Here is a 22,275-nt window from a genome sequence, read left to right as displayed (position 1 = left end):
CCAGATCGTCGGCCCGCAGCCCGAGATTCTGAGCCGCGGCGTTGGCGGCGACCGCATAGGGCACCGTCTCACCGTCACCGCCTGCGATGAGCGCAACGACGGCCGGATCGTTGCCCAGCTTGCCGCGGATGTCGCCGACGAGGGAACGCAGGTCAGTCGCCGTCATACCGCCGGTCATCCGCTGGGCCACCACCCGGACGATGCCGATTCGCTCAGCACCCGCAGCGGCGTTGAGCGCGGCCGCTCGCGCACCGGTCAGCCGGCTGCGCTCGAGTTCCTTTTCGGCCGCCTTGAGCCGCTCCACCAGGTTGGCCACCCGGGCGGGCACCTCGTGCGAGGGCACCTTCAGCGACGACGCCAGCCCCGCCATCAGTGCGCGTTCCTTGGCCAGGTGGCGGAATGACTCCAACCCGACGTAGGCCTCCACCCGGCGCACCCCCGAGCCGACCGACGATTCGCCCAGCAGCGTCACCGGACCGATTTGAGCCGAGTTGTGCACGTGGGTGCCGCCGCACAGCTCCAGCGAGAACGGGCCACCGATCTCGACCACGCGCACCTGCTCCGGGTAGCTCTCGCCGAACAGCGCCAACGCTCCCATCGCTTTGGCCTTCTCGAACTGTTCGGAGAACGTGTGCACTTCGAAGTCGGCCTGCACCGCCTGGTTGGCGACCTCTTCGACTTGGACCCGCTGCTCTTCGGTCAGCGGCCCCTGCCAGTTGAAGTCGAACCGCAGATAGCCCGGCCGGTTCAACGAGCCGGCCTGAACAGCGTTGGGACCCAGCACTTGTCGCAGCGCCGCGTGCACCATGTGGGTGCCGGAATGTCCCTGGGTGGCGCCGCGCCGCCATCCAGGTTCGACCGCCGCGACGACGGTGTCGCCTTCGACGAACTCCCCGGACTCGACGTTGACGCGGTGCACCCACAGCGTTTTGGCGATTTTCTGTACGTCGGTGACCGCCGCTTTGGCGCTTTCTCCGGCGCCGGTACCGCTGATCGTGCCGGCGTCGGCGACCTGTCCCCCGGATTCGGCGTAGAGCGGGGTGCGGTCGAGAACCAGTTCCACCCGATCGGCGCCTTGACTTCCGTGTGCGGCCACCGGAACCCGTTTGCCGTCGACGAATATCCCCAGAATCCGCGCCTCAGAAGTCAATTCGTCGAAGCCGGTGAATTCGGTGGGGCCGGCGTCAACCAGTTCGCGGTAGGCGCTCAGATCGGCGTGGGCGTGCTTGCGTGCGGCGGCGTCGGCCTTGGCGCGGCGGCGCTGTTCGGCCATCAGTTCCCGGAAGCCGATCTCGTCGACCTGCAAGCCCGTCTCGGCCGCCATCTCCAGGGTGAGCTCGATCGGAAACCCGTAGGTGTCGTGCAACGTGAAGGCATCCGAACCGGACACCACGGTGGATTTCGAAGCCTTGGTGGCGCCGGCCACCTCATCGAACAGCCTTGAGCCAGAGGCCAGCGTGCGGTTGAACGCAGTCTCCTCGGCGACGGCGATGCGGCAGATCCGGTCGAAATCGGCGACGAGTTCGGGATACGACGGGCCCATCGCGTCCCGAACGGTGGCGATCAGATCACCCATGATCGGCGTGTCGATGCCCAGCAGTTTGGCCGAGCGGATCACTCGGCGCAGCAAGCGGCGCAGCACATATCCGCGTCCGTCGTTGCCGGGGGCGACGCCGTCGCCGATCAGGATCGTCGCCGTGCGGCTGTGGTCGGCAATGATCCGGTAGCGCACGTCGTCTTCGGGTGTGCCGTGGTCATAAGGACGCGGTGCGCGGGCGGCCACTGCGTCGATAACCGGGCGCAGCAGGTCGGTTTCGTAGACGTTGTGCACGCCCTGGAGCACGAACGCGACCCGCTCGACACCCATGCCGGTGTCGATGTTCCTGCGGGGCAACGGGCCGAGGATCTCGAAGTCTGCTTTCCCGGTGCCCTGGCCGCGTTCACTTTGCATGAACACCAAGTTCCACAACTCGATGTAGCGGTCCTCGTTGGCGATCGGGCCGCCGGCCACGCCGAACTCCGGTCCGCGGTCGTAGTAAATCTCCGATGACGGGCCGCAGGGTCCGGGGATGCCCATCGACCAGTAATTGTCTTCCATACCGCGGCGCTGGATACGGTCGGCCGGCAGCCCGGCGATCTCCCGCCACAGCGCAGTCGCCTCGTCGTCATCGAAAAAGACTGTCGTCCAGATTCTTTCGGGATCCAGGCCGTATCCCCCGTCGGCGATGCCATTGGTCAGCAACGTCCACGCGAGATCGATGGCGTCGCGCTTGAAATAGTCGCCGAACGAGAAATTGCCGGCCATCTGGAAGAAAGTGTTGTGCCGGGTGGTGATCCCGACTTCGTCGATATCCGGAGTGCGGATGCATTTCTGGATGCTCGTCGCCGTCGGGTAGGGCGGGGTGCGCTGGCCCAGAAAGAACGGCACGAACTGCACCATCCCGGCGTTGACGAACAGCAGATTGGGGTCGTCGAGGATCACCGAGGCGCTCGGCACTTCGGTGTGGCCCGCCTTCACGAAATGATCGAGGAACCGCTTCCTGATCTCGTGTGTCTGCACTTTCCGTTTCCCTTTTTCGCCGCCGGCACAGAGCACCTATTTCGACGGCACCACAGTACCGGGCCGGCTAATAACGATGAAAAGTCAATGACTCGACCGCCGCCTGGCCCCGTCAGCTTCCGACGAAACTCAACCGCACCGAACGCTGCCGGTTGTCGCGGTTGAGGTCGACCAGCACAACGCTCTGCCAGGTGCCCAGCAACGGCTCACCGCCCTGCACCGGCACCGTCACCGACGGCGACACCAGGGCCGGCAGCACGTGGTCCGCGCCGTGACCGTACGACCCGTGCGAGTGGCGGTAGCGGTCGTCGCGGGGCAGCAACCGTTCGAGGGTGTCAAGAAGGTCGTCGTCAGAACCGGCGCCGGTCTCGATGATCGCCACGCCCGCCGTCGCATGCGGAACGAAGACATTGCACAGCCCGTCGGCATGGTCGGCACAGAAGGAACGCACCGCATCGGTGAGGTCGACGATACGGCGACGCGCGGTGTCGACTTCCAGCACATCGGTATCCATGACGACCACCCTACGGGCCGGTGTGACCAGGCTGCCAACCGTCGCCGGCGCCGTTCAGGCGGTTGCCATCGCCCACCCGCCAGAGGAAGGTGAGCAGTGGACCGGTGGCGCCACCGGGGCGCTGCCCCACAACGGATAAGGGTGAATCGTGTACGCACGTACGACGACGATTGAAGCGCAACCGGAGTTCATCGACGCGGGGATCGTCCACCTTCGCGACCACGTTATGCCGGCTCTGCAACGCATCGACGGCTGCGTCGGCCTGTCGTTGCTGGTAAACCGTGAGGCAGGCCGATGCATCGCGACCACGTCGTGGGAGACACAGCAGGCCATGCATGCCAGCGCCGAGCAGGCGCGCCCGGTGCGCGACCAGGCTGCGCAGGCGTTCGGCGGTATCCCGGCCGTCGACGAATGGGAGATCGCGGTGTTGCACCGCGATCACCGCTCGGGCCCGGGTGCCTGCGTGCGGGCGACCTGGCTGACGGTGCGGCCTGACCAGTTCGAGCGGGGGATCCAGTTCTACCGCGCGTCCGTGCTGCCCGCTGTCGAAGAACTGGAGGGGTTCTGCAGCGCCAGCTTGCTGCTCGATCGGACCTCGTGGCGTGCCGTGGCGTCGTCGACGTTCGACAGCCAGGAAGCGATGCAGCGCAACGGCGACCGAGCCCGGTCGCTGCGGACGGCCCGGCTCCGCGACCTGGGGACCGACCAGCTCGACGTCGGTGAGTTCGAGCTGGCCATCGCGCACCTGCGGGTGCCCGAGCTGATCTAGCGTTGGCCGGTCAGCTCAGGGCAGGCCGTCGCCGGGAAACCCGCGACACGAGTGCACCTCGAACGTGAATACCCCGGCTCGCACGCCGGGGTCGTCGTTCATAAGCGTGCCGGTCTCATCGACGGTGCCGGTGAAGACCGCGACGCCACAAACGTCGGAGCCATCGGTGATAGGCAGCACCACCGCCAGGACACCATCGTGGCGCAGCGCGAAGTTGCGACGGCCGTGTTCCCAGACGATCGCCGGGGCGGTGTCATCGGTGAAATTCGGCCCTTGCTTCAAGATGACGACGCTGTACGGCTTGGCGGCGGGCAACAGCGTATTCATCTCATCGTCGGTGAAAACCTTCATCTGCCGCCTTTCTTCAGTTGACTAGCCGCGCCGTCGGCGGATGATCGCCCGCAACCGATCCAGCCGGCCGGCGATCTCGCGTTCACCGCCGCGACCGGTCGGCCGGTAGTAATCCACGCCGACCAGTTCGTCCGGCGGATACTGCTGCGGCACAATCCCGTCGGGGTCGTCGTGCGAATAGCGGTAGCCCTGGGCGTTGCCCAGCGCTGCCGCGCCCGAGTAGTGACCGTCACGCAGATGCGGCGGTACCAGCCCCGCCTTCCCGGCCTTGACGTCGTTCATCGCCGCAGCCAACGCGGTGGTCACGGCGTTGGACTTGGGCGCGGTGGCCAGATGCACGGTGGCCTGCGCCAGCGTCAGCTGGGCTTCCGGCATGCCGATCAGCTGCACGGTCTGCGCGGCGGCAACGACGGTCGGCAGCGCGGACGGGTCGGCCATGCCGATGTCCTCACTGGCCAGGATCATCAGCCGGCGGGCAATGAAGCGGGGATCCTCGCCGGCGACGAGCATGCGCGCCAGATAGTGCAGTGCGGCGTCGACGTCGGAGCCGCGCACCGATTTGATGAAGGCGCTGATCACGTCGTAGTGCTGGTCGCCGTCGCGGTCGTAGCGCACAGCCGCCTTGTCCAAGGATTGTTCGACGGTGTCGACGGTGACTCGGTCACCGGCCGCCAAGGCGGTCTCGGCGGCCACCTCCAAAGCGGTCAGCGCGCGGCGGGCGTCGCCGGCGGCCAACCGCACCAGCACCTCCAACGCATCGGACACCACTTCGACGCGGCCGGCCAAACCCCGCGAGTCGTCGATCGCGCGCTGCAGGACCGTGCGGATGTCGTCGGCGGTCAGTGCACGCAGCTGCAAGATCAGCGACCGTGACAGCAGCGGTGCGACGACGGCGAACGACGGGTTCTCGGTGGTGGCTGCGACCAGCAGGACCACCCGGTTCTCCACCGCGGACAGCAACGCGTCCTGTTGGGTTTTGGAGAACCGGTGCACCTCGTCGATGAACAACACGGTCTGCTCGCCGTTGAGGAGCGCCTTCCGGGCATGTTCTATGACGGCCCGGACCTCCTTGACGCCGGCCGAAAGCGCCGACAGCGCCTCGAAACGGCGGCCGGTGGCTTGCGAGATCAGTGCCGCCAGCGTCGTCTTCCCGCTGCCGGGTGGGCCGTACAAGATGACCGACGCGACACCGGAGCCCTCCACCAGGCGGCGCAGCGGAGAGCCGGGCTGCAGCAGATGACCCTGCCCGACCACCTCGTCGAGGTTCGCCGGGCGCATCCGCACCGCCAGCGGGGCAGCGGCCGACGAGATATGGCTGCCGTCAGACGCGCCGGGTGCGCCGGGCAGGTCGAAGAGACCGTCGGACACGATCTCAGGCATACCACGTCGGGCCGACGCCCCGCGCTTGCTGAGAGTTCGATCCCGTCGACGCTCTGCTCGCGAGCCGGTGCAGCAAACGCTGGGCGAACCCGCGGTGACGAGCCGGCGTTGCCACGACCTTCCAGCGACGCGCCTGACAAGTGCGCAGCGCAGAGGCGCAACGCTTGCTAGGTTGTCCGCACGCGTACCCCCGCATCGCGACTAGGAGCGGCGACATGAGCCAACCCCCGAACTATCCCGGCGGTCCGAACGAGCCGTGGGGTGGTAACCAGGATCCGGGCGGTTACCCGCCGCCGCCCAACTACGGCTCGCCCCCGCCGCCCGCCTACGGCTCACCCCCTCCGCCCAACTACGGCTCACCGCCCCCGCCGCCGGGTTATGGCCCGCCGCCCGGCTATGGTGCGCCGCCGCCTCCCCCGCCTGGTTACGGCGCACCTCCGCCGCCGCCCGGATATGGGCCCCCGCCCGGCTACGGCGGCCCACAATACGGTCAGCAATACGGACAGCAGTTCAGCATCGGCGAAGCCTTCAACTGGGCGTGGAACAAGTTCAGCAAGAATGCCGCAGCGCTGATCGTGCCGATCCTCATCTACGCCCTGGTGATGGCAGCCATCGGCGCCGTGTTCTACACGGTGGTGTTCGCCGGAGACATGAGCGCTCCGGACAGCGACTCGTACGGCTCCGGCTCATCGTCGGGTCTGGGCGGCGGATTCTTCGGTATCGCATTGGTGTTCGAGCTCGTCATCCTGCTAGCCGGGTTCTACATCCAAGCGGCGTTCATCTCCGGATGCCTCGACATCGCCGACGGCAGGCCGGTCACCATCGGTTCGTTTTTGAAACCGCGCAATCTCGGTCCGGCGCTGCTGGCCGCGCTACTGGTCGCGGCGCTGACATTCGTCGGCTACCTGCTCTTCATCGTCCCCGGCCTGATCGTCGCCTTCTTGTCCTGGTTCGCGGTGCCGTTCGCCGTCGACCGGTCGCTGCGGCCGGTGGAGGCGTTGAAGGCCAGCTTCTCCACGGTCAAGAACAACTTCGGCGACTCGCTGCTGACCTTCATCGTGCAAGCAGTGGTGGCGATCGCGGGCGTTTTCGCTTGCTACGTCGGTGTGCTGGTCACCGGTCCGCTGGCCCTGCTGATCCAGACGTACGCCTACCGGCGCCTCTCCGGCGGTCACGTCGCTCCGCTGACGCCCTAGGTCGACGGCGGCGACCCGCTTCGCCCGGCTTACCAGCCGCGCTCGCGATCGCCGCTGGGTCAGCGGGCGAACTCCGTCGTCAACTCGTCGATGACGGTGTGGATGAAACGCATCTTGTCCAGCACGGCCGTGGGCAGCATAAAGGGGTAGAGGTCGTCGTGGCCCATGGAGCGGTTGACCATGTTCAGCGACCACGACAGCGGCAGCCACATGTCGATCAGAATCGGGAAGGCGCTGGGACCCAACACCCGACGTTGCAGGGTCGCTGCGGCCGGCGCCAGGCCGAAGGCGGCCGAGGTGTCCAGCGTGTCGCGGATGTGCAGGTAGTGCGCGAACGTCTCGGCCCAGTCTTCGGCGGGGTGCATGGTCGCGTACGACGACACATAACTGCTCTTCCAGCCCGCGGGCGCACCGTCGCGGTAGTGACGGTTCAGCGCTTCCTGGTAGTCAGCGTCGGGGTCGCCGAACAGCTCCCGGAACTGTGCCAGGTAATCGCGATCGGGGTCGACCAGCCGGTAGTAGTAGTAATGACCGATCTCGTGCCGGAAATGCCCCAACAGCGTGCGGTACGGCTCGTCCATCTCGATACGCAGCTGCTCGCGGTGCACATCGTCGCCCTCAGCCAGGTCGACAGTGATGACGCCCTTGTCGTGTCCGGTGAAGACCTGCTCGTATTCGCTGGAGAGCAGGTCGAAAGCCAGCCCGTAGTTTGGGTCCTCATCGCGCCCGACGATGGGCAACATCAGCTCGTGCAGCTCGGCGATCAGTCGTCGCTTGGCCTGCTCGGCGCGAGCGAAAGCCGGCAGCGCTTTGGTGTCGGAGTCGTTGGGCCGCGTGCGGGTCAGCCGGCACGACGCGCAGAGTGCACCGTCGGCTCCGCCGCGAACAAGCCAATTACATTCCGCGATATGCAGATTCGCGCACAGCTGGAAGTCGTGGGCGTCGATGAAGCCGGGGTGTCGCTTATTGGGGCCGCTCGCGATCACCAACAGGGCCATGTCATCGAGCGAAAACCCCAGCGCACTGCCGCAGGACAGGCATACCGAGTTCTCGAAGGCCAGACGTTGACCGCAGTTGGAACAAAAGAAGTCACGCATGCAGCACTCCAGGGTCGAGTCGGTTGTCGAAGGGCTCGTCGCACGGCACGACATCGACAGCGACTTCGATCGCGCTGTCTTGAGAATTCGTATAGATGATGCCACGCAGCGGCGGCACGTCCGCGTAGTCGCGGGCCCGGCCCACGATGATGTAACGCTCATCGACCATCTGGTCGTTGGTGGGGTCCAGCCCCAGCCACTGGTCGCCGGCGGGCGCACCGGGCGTCCAGACCGCCGCCCAGGCGTGCGTGGCGTCGATGCCGACCATGCGTTCCTTGCCCGGCGGCGGCTCGGTGGCCAGGTATCCCGACACATAGCCGGCGGCCAGCCCGTTGGCCCGCAGGCAGGCGATCGCCAGCCGGGCGAAATCCTGGCAGACACCGGCGCGCGCGGTCAGCACCTCCGCCACCCCGGTTGACACCGTCGTCGAGCCGGAGCGATAGGTGAAGTCGGTGTGGATGCGTGACGTCAGGTCACGCAGCACCTCGATGAGCGGACGTCCGGGGAGGAAACTCGGGGCAGCGTATTCGCGCACTTCGTCGGTGATCTCCGGCGGGTTGAGGTCGAGGGTGAATTCGATCGCCAGCGCGCCGTCCGTCCCCGTCGGGCGCGCTGCTTCCCAGCGGGCGCACGCCGGGGGCCTGTCGGAGACGCCGGTCGGCGGCGGATCAACCTCGACGACCGACACGCTGGTGACCGTCAGCGTCCGGTGCGCCTCGGTGACGTGGAAATAAGTGCTGAGGTTGCCGTAGGCGTCTCGGCTGGTGGAGCTGTCCGCCGGCGGCGGCTCGATCCGCAGCTCGTGGGACAGGCAACGCTGGCGCGGCGTGCGCCGCGGGGTCAGGAACCCTCGTCCGTAAGAATTCGTCACCACGTCGGAGTAGCGGTATTCGGTGCGGTGTGTGACCCGGTACCGGCGGGCGCGCGTCACGGCATTCGCCGACGCCGGCCGGGCCCGCTCAGCGGCTGCATCGCGCCGGGCAACGAGAGCTGGGTGGTGGTGATGACGGCGGACAGGCCGCGTAGCCCGCTGTGAATGCCGTCGAGCAGCTCGGCCAGTTCGGTGCGCTCTCCGGTGGCTGAGGTCTGCTCGAGGTCGCCCGGGTCGAGCCGGCGCAGCCGGGTGCTGATCTCTTCGACCAACCGTGCCGGCCGCGACGAGCCGGACGCCCCGGGCAGCGCCTTCAGGTTGGCCCGCAGCCGCTCGAGTTGGTAAACCAGCGAGCGGGGGTTCTCCGTCTCGAACAGCACCAGGTCAGCCACGGCGGCAACACTGAAGGTGCCGACATTGCGCCGGAGATAGATGACCGACGACTCGCACGCCACCAGCACCGACTCGATGATGGTCCGGTCCGCGGACCGGCTGTGGGCGGTGGTCAGAGTTGCCCGCAGCAACGTGGTCAGCCACACCCCGCGCTCGATGCGCTTGCCAATGTCGGCCATGGTCCAGTCGACGTCACGCACCACCGACTCCGCCAGCACCCCGGACAGCGCCAACATGCTGCTGAGCGTGCGGGCATGCGCCGACGCCAGGGCAGTGTCGTCAACCGGTGAGGTGTCAGCGTCCGGGCGCTGGCGCGCCAGCTGCGCCAACACCCGCTCCACGCCGCCGAGCACCATCCAGGTGTCGTTGGACATCTGGTCGCGCACCGAGCGCGCCGCCTGGCCGAGGCGTTCCACCGACTGGGCCAGTGAGCCGGCACGGCCCCGGTCGATGGTCAGCGCGCGCAGCGTGCGGGGTGCGGCGGCAATGGAGTCAGACCCGCCGGTGTCCGTGCCGGTCAGCGCACCGAGCGCGGCCAGCAACACCGGCACGCATTCGCTGCCCTCGGCGGCTGGACGGTGGCGGAATTCGTGGCAGCGCTCGCGGGTAACGGTCAGCATTCGGGCCATACTTTCGGCGCGCTCTGCGTAGCGACCCAGCCAGAACAGGTCGGACAGCACCCGCGGTGAGCTGACTCCGCGAGTGCCGCTGGGTCTGGCCGCTACCGGCGACACCGGCCGGGGTGCTTTCACCGTCGGCTCCGCCTGAGCCCGCGTCGGCGGCCGGACCCAGACATCCTTCGCCGCAACGGTTTGCAAGGCGTACGCGCCCGGCCCGGAAGCAAGGACGTAGCCCAGCCCGCCCACCATCGGCGCATACCCGCCGTGTTGTGACACAGTGAACAGCCGCATGCCGACGCTCACCGGCACCAGCTTTCCTGGTTGCGACCCAGCCGGGGCTGACGAGAACTGCGGCAGCTCCTGCCCGACCCACTGCCACGGGGCCGCGTTGACCCGCGCGGTCAGCTCCTCGCGCTGACTTGACGACAGCGTCGGCCCGACGATGGGCCGGCCACCGACGGTCGGCTTGATCAGCAGCGACGACAGATGACTCAGCAGGTGCGAGCGTTCGGCGTCGATTCCGCCCCAGTACATCGGGGCGCTGCGCAGCAGCGGCGTCTCTCCCAGCAACAGCTGCGCCAACTCGGGCAAGAACCGCAATAGGCCCGAGCTTTCCAGGATGCCGCTGCCGATTGTGTTGACGACGGTCACTGTGCCGCGTCGCTGTGCCTCGACCAGCCCCACCACGCCCAGCCGCGAATCCGATCGCAGATCCAGAGGATCGGTGTAGTCGGCGTCAACCCGGCGCAGCACCACATCGACGCGTTCCAGCGTGCCCAGCGACCGCATCCACAACTTGCCATCGCGCACCACCAGATCGGCGCTCTCGACCAGCGGAAATCCCAACACCGACGCCAGATAGGCCTGGTCGAACGCCGTCTCGGAGTAAATGCCCGGACTGAGCAGCACCACGACGGGGTCCTCGGCGGCCTCCGGCGCCGCCTCGATCAGCGCCAGCCGCAGGGTTTGGGCAAACGGTGCATTCGGGCGGGGGCCGAACCGTTCGAAGAGATCCGGCGCCGCGTGCGCCACGACGCGGCGATCGGCCAGCGCGTATCCGGCTCCCGCCGGAGCCTGCGTCCAGTCGGCGTTGACCAGGAACTCCCGTGACGAGTCCCTGCTGACATCGCAGGCGTGCAGGAAAAGCTGGTGCCCACCGGCAATCTCGATTCCCCGGGCGGCCCGCAAGTAACCGGGATGCGCGAACAGCAGCTGCGGCGGCAGCACCCCTTCGGTGACTGCCCGCAGTGGCCCGTAGAGATCGGCCAGCACCGCGTCCAGCATCCGGCTGCGTTGCGCCACACCCGATTCCAGCGCCGCCCAGTCTTCCGGCGCGACCAGCAGCGGCAGGCCGTCGAGGACCCAGGGTCGCGGTGCGGTGCTGCCGTCACCGTCCCCGTCCCCGTCCACAACGATGTAGGAGATGCCGTCTCGGTCAACCAGGGCGGTGACCGTGTCGGCCAGCCGGTCCAGGCCCGCCGCACCGCGCTCCCCGATGACGTCGGCCAGCTCCAACCACCCCGGCCGGACGTTGCCGGCACGGTCGACGAACTCGTCGTAGCCAACTGAGTCCGACCGCGACCGGCCCCCGCCCGCATCGAACAGAGCGGCTTGGGCCTGCGCAGCGCGATAGCCGGCCAGCAACCGATCGGGGTCGTGCTGCGCTGCCAGCCGCGGACCCGCAGGCGAAGCCTCCGACAGCGACACCGGCCTGACCTCCTGACGCTCCGCCAGCGATCGCCGCCCTGGCGCGCGCACTACAGCCATTATGGGTATCGACGGTGCCAACCGCCGGATATGAAATGCTTCCGCGCTAAAGCCACGCCAAAATGGGAATCAGTGCCAAAGGACAGCAAGGAGTCAGTTCGTGCAGCGACAGGAAGTGTGGTCACTGGCCGACGCCGCGGGCGAGGGCACCCGCGTCCTCACCACTCTGATGCGCGACCTGCACAGCGGCATCGCAAGCCGCGTGTTCGGGTTGATCGGACCGGCGGCCAAACCCGTCGAACTCCTCCACAACAAGACTGCCGCGCTCATCTACCACGCAGTCGACTGGGCGTTGCGGGCGTCACTGCGCGGCGCGGGGGCGTTGGCCGCCGAAGTGTACGGCAATGACGACGACCCCCCGATCGACTCGCAACCCAGGGTCGCCGGGGCCATCGCCGCGCTGAACGGCATCTACGGCGACGAGCTGACCAGCCGCGGCAACGCGCTAGCGCTGAGCATGCAGATACGCCAGCAGGGCGAACCGGTGGATATCACCGCGGCCGCCATCGCCGCGGCGTTCCCGGCAGCAACCGGCCGGCTGGCGGTGTTCGTACATGGCTGGTGTCTGACTGAGCGCTCCTGGCGGCGGCCGCCGCGCGCCGGCGAAGAAACGCGCCCCTACGGTGTGCGGCTGCGCGAAGACCTCGGCTTCACCCCGCTGTACGTGCGCTACAACACTGGTCTGCACATCTCCGACAATGGGAAGGCCCTGGCCGACCTGCTGGACCAATTGCAAACGGTGTGGCCGGTGCCGATCGAGGACATCGTCCTGGTCGGCCATTCGATGGGTGGGCTGGTGGTGCGCAGCGCATGCCACTACGGCTTTCAGGGCTTTCAGGGCACTCGGCGGCAGCAGCGCTGGACCGACGCCGTCCGTCAAGTCGTCTGCCTGGGTTCTCCGCATCTGGGGGCGGACCTGGAAAAGGGCGTCAACGCCGCGTCCTGGGCCTTCGCCCGGCTGCCGGAGACCCGCGCTATTGCCTCGTTCCTCAATCGGCGTAGCGCCGGGGTCAAAGACCTGCGGTACGGGGCGTGTCTGGAGGAGGACTGGAACGATTGCGACCCCGATGAATTCCTGCGCGACCGCTGCCACGAAGTGCCGTTCCTTCCCACGGCGACCTACCACTTCGTCGCCACCACCGCCGGGCCGCGTGCGCTCGGGCTGATCGTCGGCGATCATCTGGTGCGCTCCAAGAGCGCGTCGGGTGTCGGAAAGACCCGGCAACTGCCTTTCGAACCGGCGCACGGTCTGACGCTGAGCGGTCTGAACCACTTCGACCTGCTCAATCACCCGTCGATCTACGGCAAATTGCACGAGTGGCTGAGCCAGCCGATACGCCAGGAATCCGCGATCTGATCCTGCGTCAAAGACAGCCGAGGCTTGCACCGTCGGCGCGAGCTGTCTTGTCCGCGCGCTACTGGGAATTTGCCCGAGTTTCGACGCCGTCCCGGCCACCTGGGAGCACAATCGTGGCGTGGCCACGTGGGACGACGTCGCCTGCATCGTCGCCGAGCTGCCGCTGACTGCGGAGCCGTCACCGCACGATTAGCGTGTCGGCAAGAAGCTGCTGGTCTGGGAGCGGCCGCTGCGCGAGCCGGACCGCGCAGCTTGGACGGCGGCCGGATCGGAGCCGCCGACCGGTGACATCCTCGGTGTTCGAGTGGCTGACGAAGGAGTCAAGTTCGCGCTCATCGCCGATGAGCCGGAGGTGTACTTCACCACCCCGCACTTCGACGGCTACTCGGCCGTGCTCGTCCGACTGGCGGAGATCCCGGTTTCCGACTTGCGCGAGCTGATCACTGAGGCGTGGTTGGCGCAGGCGCCGCGGCAGCTGGTGAAGGAGTTTCGGCGAGACGCCAGGTGAGCCAGAGCGTCGACAAGCGATGTCGGGACCTCTCAAGTCACAACTGCATCACCTGCAACATATAGCTCACCAATACCTTTAATCACAGAATTACAACTGTGCAATTTCTCTTCTATCTCACCAGTCCCTTAAATTAAAGAATTTCTCACCAAACTCAGTGAATATAAATTGCCCCAGGCGTTGACAGCTTTCACATTGGTTGTTATTCGTGGGAAATGGACCACATCGAGAAACCACTCCGTGGGAAAACGAGCGTCAAAGCTTTCCTGAAAACGGTGCTCGTGGTGGGCAGCATCGCTTGCGTGGCTGGACCGGCCACCGGCATCGCGCACGCGGACGGCGTCGACTGGGATGCCGTCGCGGCATGCGAGTCGGGCGGCAACTGGTCGGCCAACACCGGCAACGGGTTCTACGGCGGTCTGCAGTTCAAACCGTCCACTTGGGCGGCCAACGGTGGCGTCGGCTCACCCGCTACCGCCTCCCGGGAACAACAGATTGCGGTGGCCAACCGCGTACTGGCCACGCAAGGACCCGGCGCCTGGCCGAAGTGCGGACCCGACGACGCGCAGTCCCCGACGCGGACGATCAGCCATCCGCTGCGCACCCTCGTCGCGCAATTGTGGTCACTGGTTCCCCGTGGGTGAACGCGACGAATCCGCCGCGTGATTCGCCCGTGATCGGCGACGGCGCCCGCCGTTATAGTTCGCCGGCGTCGAGGTCACTGCGCCCGCGGCGCACCCGCGGGTTTCGCGTCGATGCCCGACTCCTTGCGTTGCTGGGCGGTGATGGGTGCCGGCGCGTCGGTAAGCGGATCCACGCCGCCGCCGGTCTTGGGGAACGCGATCACTTCCCTGATCGAGTCCACGCCGGTTAGCAGCGCAATGATCCGGTCCCAACCCAGAGCAATACCGCCGTGCGGCGGTGCCCCGAAAGTGAAGGCTTGCAGCAGGAATCCGAACTTCTCTCGCGCTTCGGCCTTATCCAAGCCCATCACCGCGAACACCCGTTCCTGGACGTCTCGGCGATGAATACGGATCGAGCCGCCACCTATTTCGTTTCCGTTGCAGACGATGTCATAAGCGTCGGCCTGGACCGCGCCGGTGTCGGATTCGATCTTGTCCAACGAATCCGGTTTGGGCGCGGTGAACGCGTGGTGCACTGCTGCCCATTTTCCGCCGAGCGCCACGTCACCGTGGGCGGCGGCCTCGTCGGCCGGTTCGAACAACGGTGGGTCGATGATCCAGACGAACGCCCAAGCATCGGGGTCGATCAGGTTGAGCCGCTTGGCAATTTCGCCGCGTGCGGCTCCCAGCAGCGCTCGCGACGACTTCGGTGGGCCGGCCGAGAAGAACACGCAGTCGCCGGGCTCTGCGCCGACGTGCCGTGCCAACCCGACGCGTTCGGCGTCGGAGAGGTTCTTGGCCACCGGACCGCTCAGCGTGCCGTCCTCGTTGACCAACACATAAGCCAGGCCCTTGTGACCGCGCTGCTTGGCCCATTCCTGCCAACCGTCTAACGTCCGCCGCGGCTGCGCGGCGCCGCCGGGCATGACCACCGCACCTACATACGGCGCCTGGAACACCCGAAAGGGCGTGTCGGCGAAGAATTCGGTGCACTCGACGAGTTCGAGGCCGAACCGCAGGTCGGGCTTGTCGGACCCGAACCGGCTCATCGCCTCGGCGTAGGGCATCCGCGCTATCGGTGTCGGAACCCGGTAACCGATCAGCGCCCACAATGCGGTGATGATCTCTTCGGCGATAGCGATGACGTCGTCGGCTTCGACGAAGCTCAACTCCATGTCCAGCTGGGTGAACTCCGGCTGGCGGTCGGCGCGGAAATCTTCGTCGCGGTAACACCTGGCGATCTGGTAGTAGCGTTCCAGGCCGGCCACCATCAACAGTTGTTTGAACAGCTGCGGGCTTTGCGGCAGCGCATAGAACGTCCCTGGTTGCAGCCGCGCCGGCACCAGGAAGTCGCGGGCCCCTTCCGGTGTCGACCTCGTCAACGTCGGCGTCTCGACCTCGACGAAGTCATGCCGCCCGAGCACCGTGCGCGCCGCGGCGTTCACTTTGGAGCGCAACCGGATCGCCGAACCCGGACCGTCCCGGCGCAGATCGAGGTAGCGGTATTTCAACCGCAACTCTTCGCCGGCCGGCTCGTCGAGCTGGAACGGCAGTGGCGCACTCTCCCCCAGCACGGTCAATGTCTTTGCGTTGACCTCGATCTCGCCGGTGGGGAGGTCAGGATTGGCGTTGCCTTCCGGCCGGACCTCGACGACGCCCGCGACCGCGACACAGAACTCGGCACGCAGCCGGTGCGCCTGGTCGAGCACGTCGGAGGCACGGAACACGACCTGGGAAACCCCCGACGCGTCGCGCAGGTCGATGAAGATGACGCCGCCGTGGTCGCGGCGGCGCGCCACCCATCCGGCCAGCGTCACCTGCTGCCCGGCATCGGTGGCGCGCAGGGACCCGGCGCCGTGAGTGCGCAGCACAAACGCTCCTTCTCAGATTGGGAAACGACTGCCCAGTTTAGAGGGGGCGCGGCTGACGCTAACTTGGGTGACGGTGACTGATACTGCTACGCAGATCGCGGTCGTTGGCCCGGGTGCCGTCGGTACGACGGTCGCCGCGCTGCTGCATGCCGCCGGTCACCAGCTGCTGCTGTGCGGGCGGACGGCGCGCACCCAGATCGAGCTACGACCCGACGACGCGGAGCCGATCGTGGTGCCCGGGTCGGTGCACACCGATCCGGGCGAGCTCAGCGGCCCTGTTGACGTCGTGGTGCTGGCGGTCAAAGCCACCCAGAACGAGGTCGCCGCCCATTGGCTGACCGCGCTGTGTGCTGAGAACACCGTCGTCGTGGTGCTGCAAAACGGCGTTGAACAGGTCGAACAGGTGCAGCCGCACTGCCCGTCGTCGGCGGTGGTCCCGGGCATCGTCTGGTACTCGGCGGAGACCCAGCCTCAGGGCTGGGTGCGCTTGCGCGGCGAAGCCAGCCTGGTGTTGCCGACCGGGCCGGCGCCCGAGACGGTCGCCGAACTGATGCGCGGCGCCGGCTGCAGGGTCAACTGCGACCCGGACTTCGTGACGGCCGCGTGGCGAAAGCTGCTGGTCAACGCCGTGGCCGGGTTGATGGCGCTGTCCGGGCGTCGCTCGGGCATGTTTCGCCGGGACGACGTCGCCGCGCTGTCTCGCCGCTATGTCGCCGAATGCCTGGCCGTCGCGCGGGCCGAGGGGGCGAAGCTGGGCGACGAGGTCGTCGCGGAGCTGGCGGAGCTTTTCCGCCGGGCCCCTGGTGACATGGGCACGTCGATCCTGACTGACCGGGAAGCCGGTCGGCCGATGGAGTGGGACATTCGCAACGGTGTGATCATCCGGAAGGCTCGTGCACACGGCCTGGCCACACCGATCAGCGACGTCGTGGTGCCGTTGCTGGCCGCCGCCGGCGACGGCCCGGGCTGAGTTCGCCGAGCACAGACGCAAGCCGTGGCCATGTGCGAAGCTGAACGCAACCACCGAGATGACGGAGCGGGCAGTGACTTTCAACGAAGGCATGCAGATCGACACCAGCACGACGTCGAGTTCGGGCGGCGGTGGCGGCCGCGGATTAGCCGTCGGCGGCGGCCTCGGTGGCCTGCTGTTCGTGGTGGTGGCGATGTTCCTCGGCGTCGACCCGGGCAAGGTGATCAGCCAGCAGCCGATGAACACCCAGGACGACGTGGCGCCCGGCTTCGACCTGAGCCAGTGCCGCACCGGGGCTGACGCCAACAAATTCGTGCAGTGCCGGGTGGTGGCCACCGGCAACTCCGTCGACGCGGTCTGGCGGCAGCTGATGTCCCATTACACCCGCCCGCGCGTGCGGCTGTTCAAGGGCGAAGTCGACACCGGTTGCGGCGCGGCCACCAGCGATGTCGGCCCGTTCTACTGCCCCGTCGACAAGACCGCCTACTTCGACACCGACTTCTTCCAAGTACTTGTCGATCAATTCGGTTCCAGTGGCGGACCTTTCGCCCAAGAGTATGTGGTGGCCCACGAGTTCGGCCATCACGTGCAAGACCTCGAGGGAACGCTCGGCCGTGCCCAGCAGGGCGCGAAGGGCGCCGGCGGCAATGGCGTGCGCACGGAATTGCAAGCCGACTGCTACGCCGGCGTGTGGGCGCATTACGCGTCGACCACGAAGCAGGAAAACACGGATGTGCCGTTCCTGGAACCGTTGAGTGATAACGACATCGCCGAGGCACTGTCGGCGGCGGCGTCAGTGGGCGACGACCGGATTCAGAAGCAGGCGACCGGACGAACCCATCCCGAGTCCTGGACGCACGGCTCATCCGAGCAACGGCAGCACTGGTTCACCGTCGGCTACCAGACCGGTGACCCCAACCAGTGCGACACCTTTTCCGCCCCTGATCTGGGTTAGAACAGCGTGGGCTGCAGCGATCCGACAACCTGCTGCTCGACGGGATCGACGCCGGGCCGGCGGTCACCGGTCAGCGAGTGCTTCTCGATCAGCGGCCTCGCGCGCGCCTGAAGCTCCTTGCGGTAGTCCAGCGGCAGATACGCTCCGCGCCGGTACAGCTGTCCATACCGCGCCACCAGTTCCGGATGCGCTCTGGCCAGCCAGGACATGAACCAGCCGCGCGTCGACCCCCGCAGATGCAAGCCGAACACCGTCACACCGGTCGCCCCGGCCGCCGCGATCTGCCCGAGCAGGCCGTCGAGGTGCTCCACCGAGTCTGTCAGGAACGGCAGAACCGGAGCCACCATGACATGGCAGTCGAGCCCGGCGTCGCGGATGGCGCTGATCAGCGCGAGCCGCGCCTGAGGGCCGGGCGTACCCGGCTCGACATCTTTGTGCAGCTGCGGGTCCCCGACGGCGAGGGAAATCGACACCGCCACCGGCACGTGTTCTGCGGCGTCGGCGATCAGCGGCAGATCCCGGCGCAACAACGTGCCTTTGGTGAGGATCGACAGCGGAGTGCCTGACTCGGCCAACGCGGAGATGATCCCGGGCATCAACGCGTAGCGGCCCTCAGCGCGCTGGTAGGGATCGGTGTTGGTGCCCAACGCAACTGTCGCGCGCCGCCACGATTTGCGGCGCACTTCGCGACGGAGCACCCCGGCGACATTCGTCTTGACGACGATTTCAGTGTCGAAGTCGGTGCCGCAGTCCAGGTCGAGGTACTCGTGTGTGGGCCGGGCGAAACAGTACCGGCAGGCGTGCGAACATCCCCGGTAGCCGTTGACGGTGTACTGGAACGGCAGCATCGCCGCTTCCGGAATTTTGTTCAACGCCGACTTGCACAGCACCTCGTGGAAGGTGATGCCCTCGAATTGCGGCGTGCGCACGCTACGGACAAAGCCGATCCGGTCCAGACCCGGCAGAGCGCCGTCGTCGACCGTGACGGCTTGGCGATCCCAGCGCATCCTTAATTCGAACGCAGGTTCGAACGATTGTCAATGGTCGGTTCACTCGATGAGTCCTTCGCCGTTCCGCCCAGCAGCTGCCCGTGCCGTGATTAAGCTGACCCCCGTGACGTCTGATACTGACGACGAGCTGGACGACGACGAGCTGGACGACGACGAGTTCGACGACGACGAGTTCGACGACGAAGACGAGCGGCACAACAAGAATCTGAAGTTGGCGCTGGTCGCGGTCACCGTTCTCGCGGTCGTCGCCACTGTCGCTGCTGTCGTGTTGATGTTCGGGGGCGACAACTCGAAGGACACGGCAGGGGGCAACAAACCGGCCGCCGGTTCGGCGGCGGACGCCAGCGCGAACGACAACGGGCCGGTCGCCGTGATCACCGAAGACTCCAGTTGTACTGCGTGGACGTCGATCAACAACGCCCTGGCTACAAACGGCGCAGGCATCTGGAACGAACGCGACCGGTCGATCCCCGCCGCGCAGTGGACACCCAAGCAGAAGGCGCAGTACATGGCCGCGGGGCAATCGATGCGCGGCGCCGCCGCACAGACTGTGGGCCTGGTCAAGCTCACCCCACACCGGGTGATGCGTGAGCTCTATGAGCAGTTCATCGCCTACGCGCGCGCCTACGCCGAGCACATCCCGCGGTACACGCCGCCCGACGACACGTTGGCCGGCACCGCGAACAGCGCCTCGTCGGCGCTGGGGGCGATTTGCAGCGCCATCGCCGATGGTGCGGCTGCGGCCCGTGGGCCGTTGGTGCAGCCGCAGGCCGCACCGACCCAAATCGCGCCGCCGGGCAATCCCGGCAACCCGCAGCGCTTCTTGACCAACCCGAACATCGTCTGCGCGGATTGGACGTCGTCGCTGAGCCAGTTCGGCACGCAGACCGCTGCGTGGCAGGAAAGCAACCCGAACGTTCCGGCAATCCTGTGGAACCAGGAGCAGAAGGCCGTTAATTACGCTGTCGGTCCGGTGATGAACGCGTTTGCCAACAAGCTCGATCAGTTGGGCCGACGCAGCAGCAATCCTGTGCTGCAAGATTTTGCCGAGCTCTCAGCGCAGTACCGCCGCGCATTTGCGCTGGCCATACCGACCTACGCCCCGACCGACAACCACCTGGCCAACGCCGCCAACTACCTCTCCACGACGGTGCTGGGAGCGTGCTCGGCGACGTCGAACGACTAAATCACCCCATCCTGCGTCGCGAGTACGAGGTCGACGACCGGCGGATCTCAGTGCCGCTGCAATCGGGCCGGCACGCCCGGCGCGGTTGTGTATCGCTGCGTATGCTCGCGGTCGCCTGACACCCGAGGAGCTGAGATGGGCGAAAGATCCGACGATGCTGAGCCCGGACCTGGGACCAGCCGCCGGACGCTGTTGACAACAGGCGCAGCGACGCTCGCCGGGATCGGCATCGGCGGCGGCGCGACGGTGCGGATGCGCCTGACAGAGCGGGGCCCGACACTTTGGCAGCAGCCCGGCCGCAGCGGCGCACCGCCGGTCGCCGGTGTGCATCTGCAGTTCGGCCGGAACGCCGCGAGCCAGGCGGTGGTGTCGTGGCACACCACCGAGGCTGTGCACAACCCGCGGGTGCTGGTGGGCACCGCAGGTTCCGACTTCGGCCGCACCGTGTCAGCACAGACCCGAACATATCGCGACGGCAAGTCGGGCAACGAGCTTCGCGCGCACCATGCCGTCATCGACGGCCTCTCGCCCGACACGGATTACGTATACGCGGCGATGCACGACGGCGCCAGCTGGAAATTGGGGACAGTGCGCACCGCGCCGTCGGCTCGAAAGCCGTTCACTTTCACCAGCTTCGGTGATCAAGGTACCCCGACGCTCGGCAGAATGACCGGTCGCACATACGTCAACGACAATCTGGGCTCGCCGGCCGCCGGGGACATCACCGCGGCGATCGAACGCATCGGCCCGCTGTTCAACTTGGTCAACGGTGACTTGTGCTATGCCAACCTCGCTCACGACCGCGTCCGCAGCTGGTCGGACTGGTTCGAGAGCAACACCCGCTCGGCCCGCTACCGACCGTGGATGCCGGCGGCCGGGAATCACGAGAACGAATCCGGCAACGGCCCTGTCGGCTTCGCCGCCTACCAGACCTACTTTTCGTTGCCCGACTCCGGATCTGACCCGGAGCTGCGCGGACTCTGGTACTCGTTCACTGCCGGTTCAGTGCGGTTGATCAGCCTGTCCAACGACGACGTGTGTTATCAGGACGGCGGCAACTTCTATGTGCACGGATATTCGGGTGGCGCGCAGAAGCGTTGGCTGGAAAGGGAACTCGCCGACGCACGGCAAGACCCGGCGATCGACTGGATTGTGGTGTTTATGCATCAGACGGCGATCTCGACCGCGGACCGCACGAACGGCGCCGACCTCGGTATCCGCCAGGAGTGGCTGCCGCTGTTCGACCGCTTCCAGGTCGACGTGGTGCTGTGCGGCCACGAGCACCACTACGAGCGCTCACATCCGGTGCGCGGAATGCTGCCCACCGAGACCCGGACGCCAATACCGGTCGACACCGGCGGCGGCGTCATCGACACCACTCGGGGAACGGTGCACCTCGTCATCGGCGGTGGCGGTACGTCGGCGCCGTCCAACGGAATGTTCTTCCCGCAGCCCCGATGCCGGGTTGTCACCGGCGTCCGCGACTTCGACCCGGCGATCGGGCGCAGGGCCCCGATCTACGTGACCGAGGAAGCGCCGTGGTCGGCGTTCCGCGACCGTGACAACCCCTACGGCTTTGTTGCTTTCGACGTCGATCCCGGCCAGTCCGGCGGCCGGACCTCGATCAAGGCGACGCACTACGCCGTGCGTGGGCCCTTCGGCGGGTTGATCGCGGTCGACAGTTTCACGTTGGCCAAGCCCCGGCGCGGATGAGTCCCTTCCGTCACAGAGATATCAAGAAGCTTGGGACACCTGCTCTTGCCCGCCTATCAGCGACAATCGGAGCGCGTCCTCGCGTAGCGCCAGCACGCGCTGGTGAATCCGGTGCTCCGTGGATCGGGGCATCCAACCGGGGCCGTAACGACCACGACCGAGGCGGCGGACCCTGTCGTGTCCCATCTCCCAGCGCAACGCATCTGACACCGACTTGGACGCTCGACCACTGACCCGAAAACCACGCACGGACAGCGCGGCGACAAGGTCGTTGACGGTCGCCGGACCCTGATCGAACAGGTGCATGGTGAGCGTATAGCGCAGCTCGGTTCCGCGAAGGCAGCGCGAGTTTTCCATCTATCGAGCCTGCCATGACGGTATGACAACATCGATTTGTCGCTGCGAGACATCCCATGTTCGTAAGTTGTCAAGCGGCAGCGGCGGTGCGGTGGGCCCAGGCGGTGTGTTCGTCGTAGGGGGTTTGGTGGCGTAGGCAGCCGTGCAGGATGCCAACGAGGCGGTTGCCCAGGGCGCGTAGGGCTTGGTGGTGGCTGTCACCGGCGG

Annotated in this window: 19 protein-coding genes and 2 pseudogenes; 10 read left to right on the top strand and 11 right to left on the bottom strand. The window is 66.9% G+C overall.

Annotated features, from left to right (window positions below):
* Together alaS and WA317_RS01450 are read right to left on the bottom strand one after the other, a co-directional pair.
* Positions 1–2,560, bottom strand: a 2,560-nt coding sequence (gene alaS, locus WA317_RS01455) for an alanine--tRNA ligase (RefSeq protein WP_425171338.1), incomplete at its 3' end; no start/stop codon positions are given.
* Positions 2,561–2,672: 112 nt separating this feature from the next.
* The gene (locus tag WA317_RS01450; protein WP_425171339.1) at positions 2,673–3,062 is read right to left on the bottom strand and encodes a secondary thiamine-phosphate synthase enzyme YjbQ; all 390 of its coding nucleotides are present in this window, start codon (positions 3,060–3,062) and stop codon (positions 2,673–2,675) included.
* 10 nt (positions 3,063–3,072) lie between these two features.
* Between WA317_RS01450 and WA317_RS01445 the strand changes: the two genes are divergently transcribed.
* Both WA317_RS01445 and WA317_RS01440 read left to right on the top strand, forming a co-directional pair.
* Positions 3,073–3,213: a hypothetical protein gene (locus WA317_RS01445; protein WP_425171337.1), complete on the top strand. Its 141-nt coding sequence runs from the start codon at positions 3,073–3,075 to the stop codon at positions 3,211–3,213.
* A gap of 9 nt (positions 3,214–3,222) precedes the next feature.
* The gene (locus WA317_RS01440) at positions 3,223–3,843 is read left to right on the top strand and encodes an antibiotic biosynthesis monooxygenase (protein WP_425171336.1); all 621 of its coding nucleotides are present in this window, start codon (positions 3,223–3,225) and stop codon (positions 3,841–3,843) included.
* A gap of 15 nt (positions 3,844–3,858) precedes the next feature.
* Here the strand turns inward: WA317_RS01440 and WA317_RS01435 are convergent, their stop codons facing one another.
* A complete protein-coding gene (locus tag WA317_RS01435; protein ID WP_425171335.1) occupies positions 3,859–4,194 on the bottom strand; it encodes a hypothetical protein in 336 nt (111 codons plus the stop codon).
* Positions 4,195–4,215: 21 nt separating this feature from the next.
* Positions 4,216–5,574: a replication-associated recombination protein A gene (locus WA317_RS01430; RefSeq protein ID WP_425171334.1), complete on the bottom strand. Its 1,359-nt coding sequence runs from the start codon at positions 5,572–5,574 to the stop codon at positions 4,216–4,218.
* A 215-nt stretch (positions 5,575–5,789) separates the two neighbouring features.
* On the opposite strand from WA317_RS01430, the gene WA317_RS01425 reads away from it, so the two are divergent.
* Positions 5,790–6,770 (top strand): hypothetical protein, encoded by a 981-nt coding sequence (locus tag WA317_RS01425; protein WP_425171333.1) that lies wholly within the window; start codon positions 5,790–5,792, stop codon positions 6,768–6,770.
* Between the two features lie 59 nt (positions 6,771–6,829).
* Here WA317_RS01425 and WA317_RS01420 read toward each other — a convergent pair whose 3' ends face one another.
* From WA317_RS01420 to WA317_RS01410, 3 genes are read right to left on the bottom strand one after another with little or no spacing between them, the layout of a single operon-like run.
* A complete protein-coding gene (locus WA317_RS01420) occupies positions 6,830–7,867 on the bottom strand; it encodes a zinc-binding metallopeptidase family protein (protein WP_425171332.1) in 1,038 nt (345 codons plus the stop codon).
* Positions 7,860–8,798, bottom strand: a complete 939-nt coding sequence (locus WA317_RS01415) for a transglutaminase family protein (RefSeq protein ID WP_425171331.1) — start codon at positions 8,796–8,798, stop codon at positions 7,860–7,862. Before WA317_RS01415 ends, WA317_RS01420 begins: the two co-directional genes overlap by 8 nt.
* The gene (locus tag WA317_RS01410) at positions 8,795–11,458 is read right to left on the bottom strand and encodes a circularly permuted type 2 ATP-grasp protein (protein WP_425171330.1); all 2,664 of its coding nucleotides are present in this window, start codon (positions 11,456–11,458) and stop codon (positions 8,795–8,797) included. Before WA317_RS01410 ends, WA317_RS01415 begins: the two co-directional genes overlap by 4 nt.
* A gap of 160 nt (positions 11,459–11,618) precedes the next feature.
* On the opposite strand from WA317_RS01410, the gene WA317_RS01405 reads away from it, so the two are divergent.
* The 3 genes and pseudogenes from WA317_RS01405 (at position 11,619) to WA317_RS01395 (ending at position 14,027) form a co-directional block, all read left to right on the top strand.
* Positions 11,619–12,875: an esterase/lipase family protein gene (locus WA317_RS01405; protein WP_425171329.1), complete on the top strand. Its 1,257-nt coding sequence runs from the start codon at positions 11,619–11,621 to the stop codon at positions 12,873–12,875.
* A 118-nt stretch (positions 12,876–12,993) separates the two neighbouring features.
* Positions 12,994–13,383: pseudogene (locus WA317_RS01400) on the top strand (MmcQ/YjbR family DNA-binding protein).
* A gap of 215 nt (positions 13,384–13,598) precedes the next feature.
* Complete coding sequence (locus WA317_RS01395; RefSeq protein WP_425171328.1) at positions 13,599–14,027, top strand: transglycosylase family protein; 429 nt, start codon at positions 13,599–13,601, stop codon at positions 14,025–14,027.
* Between the two features lie 74 nt (positions 14,028–14,101).
* Here the strand turns inward: WA317_RS01395 and aspS are convergent, their stop codons facing one another.
* Positions 14,102–15,877 carry an aspartate--tRNA ligase gene (gene aspS / locus WA317_RS01390; protein WP_425171327.1) on the bottom strand — a complete coding sequence of 592 codons (1,776 nt, stop codon included), beginning with the start codon at positions 15,875–15,877 and terminating at the stop codon, positions 14,102–14,104.
* A gap of 73 nt (positions 15,878–15,950) precedes the next feature.
* On the opposite strand from aspS, the gene WA317_RS01385 reads away from it, so the two are divergent.
* Together WA317_RS01385 and ypfJ are read left to right on the top strand one after the other, a co-directional pair.
* Positions 15,951–16,847: an oxidoreductase gene (locus tag WA317_RS01385; RefSeq protein WP_425171326.1), complete on the top strand. Its 897-nt coding sequence runs from the start codon at positions 15,951–15,953 to the stop codon at positions 16,845–16,847.
* Between the two features lie 73 nt (positions 16,848–16,920).
* A complete protein-coding gene (gene ypfJ, locus WA317_RS01380) occupies positions 16,921–17,802 on the top strand; it encodes a KPN_02809 family neutral zinc metallopeptidase (RefSeq protein WP_425171325.1) in 882 nt (293 codons plus the stop codon).
* On the opposite strand, the gene WA317_RS01375 is transcribed toward ypfJ, so the two are convergent.
* Positions 17,799–18,809, bottom strand: a complete 1,011-nt coding sequence (locus tag WA317_RS01375; RefSeq protein ID WP_425171324.1) for an Rv2578c family radical SAM protein — start codon at positions 18,807–18,809, stop codon at positions 17,799–17,801. The two genes, ypfJ and WA317_RS01375, sit on opposite strands and share 4 nt — an antisense overlap.
* Before the next feature lie 106 nt (positions 18,810–18,915).
* Between WA317_RS01375 and WA317_RS01370 the strand changes: the two genes are divergently transcribed.
* Positions 18,916–19,998, top strand: coding sequence for a hypothetical protein (locus WA317_RS01370; protein WP_425171323.1), 1,083 nt, complete (start codon positions 18,916–18,918; stop codon positions 19,996–19,998).
* A 135-nt stretch (positions 19,999–20,133) separates the two neighbouring features.
* Positions 20,134–21,711 (top strand): purple acid phosphatase family protein, encoded by a 1,578-nt coding sequence (locus WA317_RS01365; RefSeq protein ID WP_425171322.1) that lies wholly within the window; start codon positions 20,134–20,136, stop codon positions 21,709–21,711.
* Positions 21,712–21,732: 21 nt separating this feature from the next.
* On the opposite strand, the gene WA317_RS01360 is transcribed toward WA317_RS01365, so the two are convergent.
* On the bottom strand, positions 21,733–22,068 hold the full coding sequence (locus tag WA317_RS01360) for a hypothetical protein (RefSeq protein ID WP_425171321.1): 336 nt from the start codon (positions 22,066–22,068) through the stop codon (positions 21,733–21,735).
* A 70-nt stretch (positions 22,069–22,138) separates the two neighbouring features.
* A pseudogene (locus WA317_RS01355) lies at positions 22,139–22,275 on the bottom strand (IS110 family transposase); the annotation flags it as partial.

Source organism: Mycobacterium sp., assembly GCF_049802695.1.
GTDB lineage: Bacteria > Actinomycetota > Actinomycetes > Mycobacteriales > Mycobacteriaceae > Mycobacterium.
This window is presented reverse-complemented; position numbering and strand designations above follow the sequence as displayed.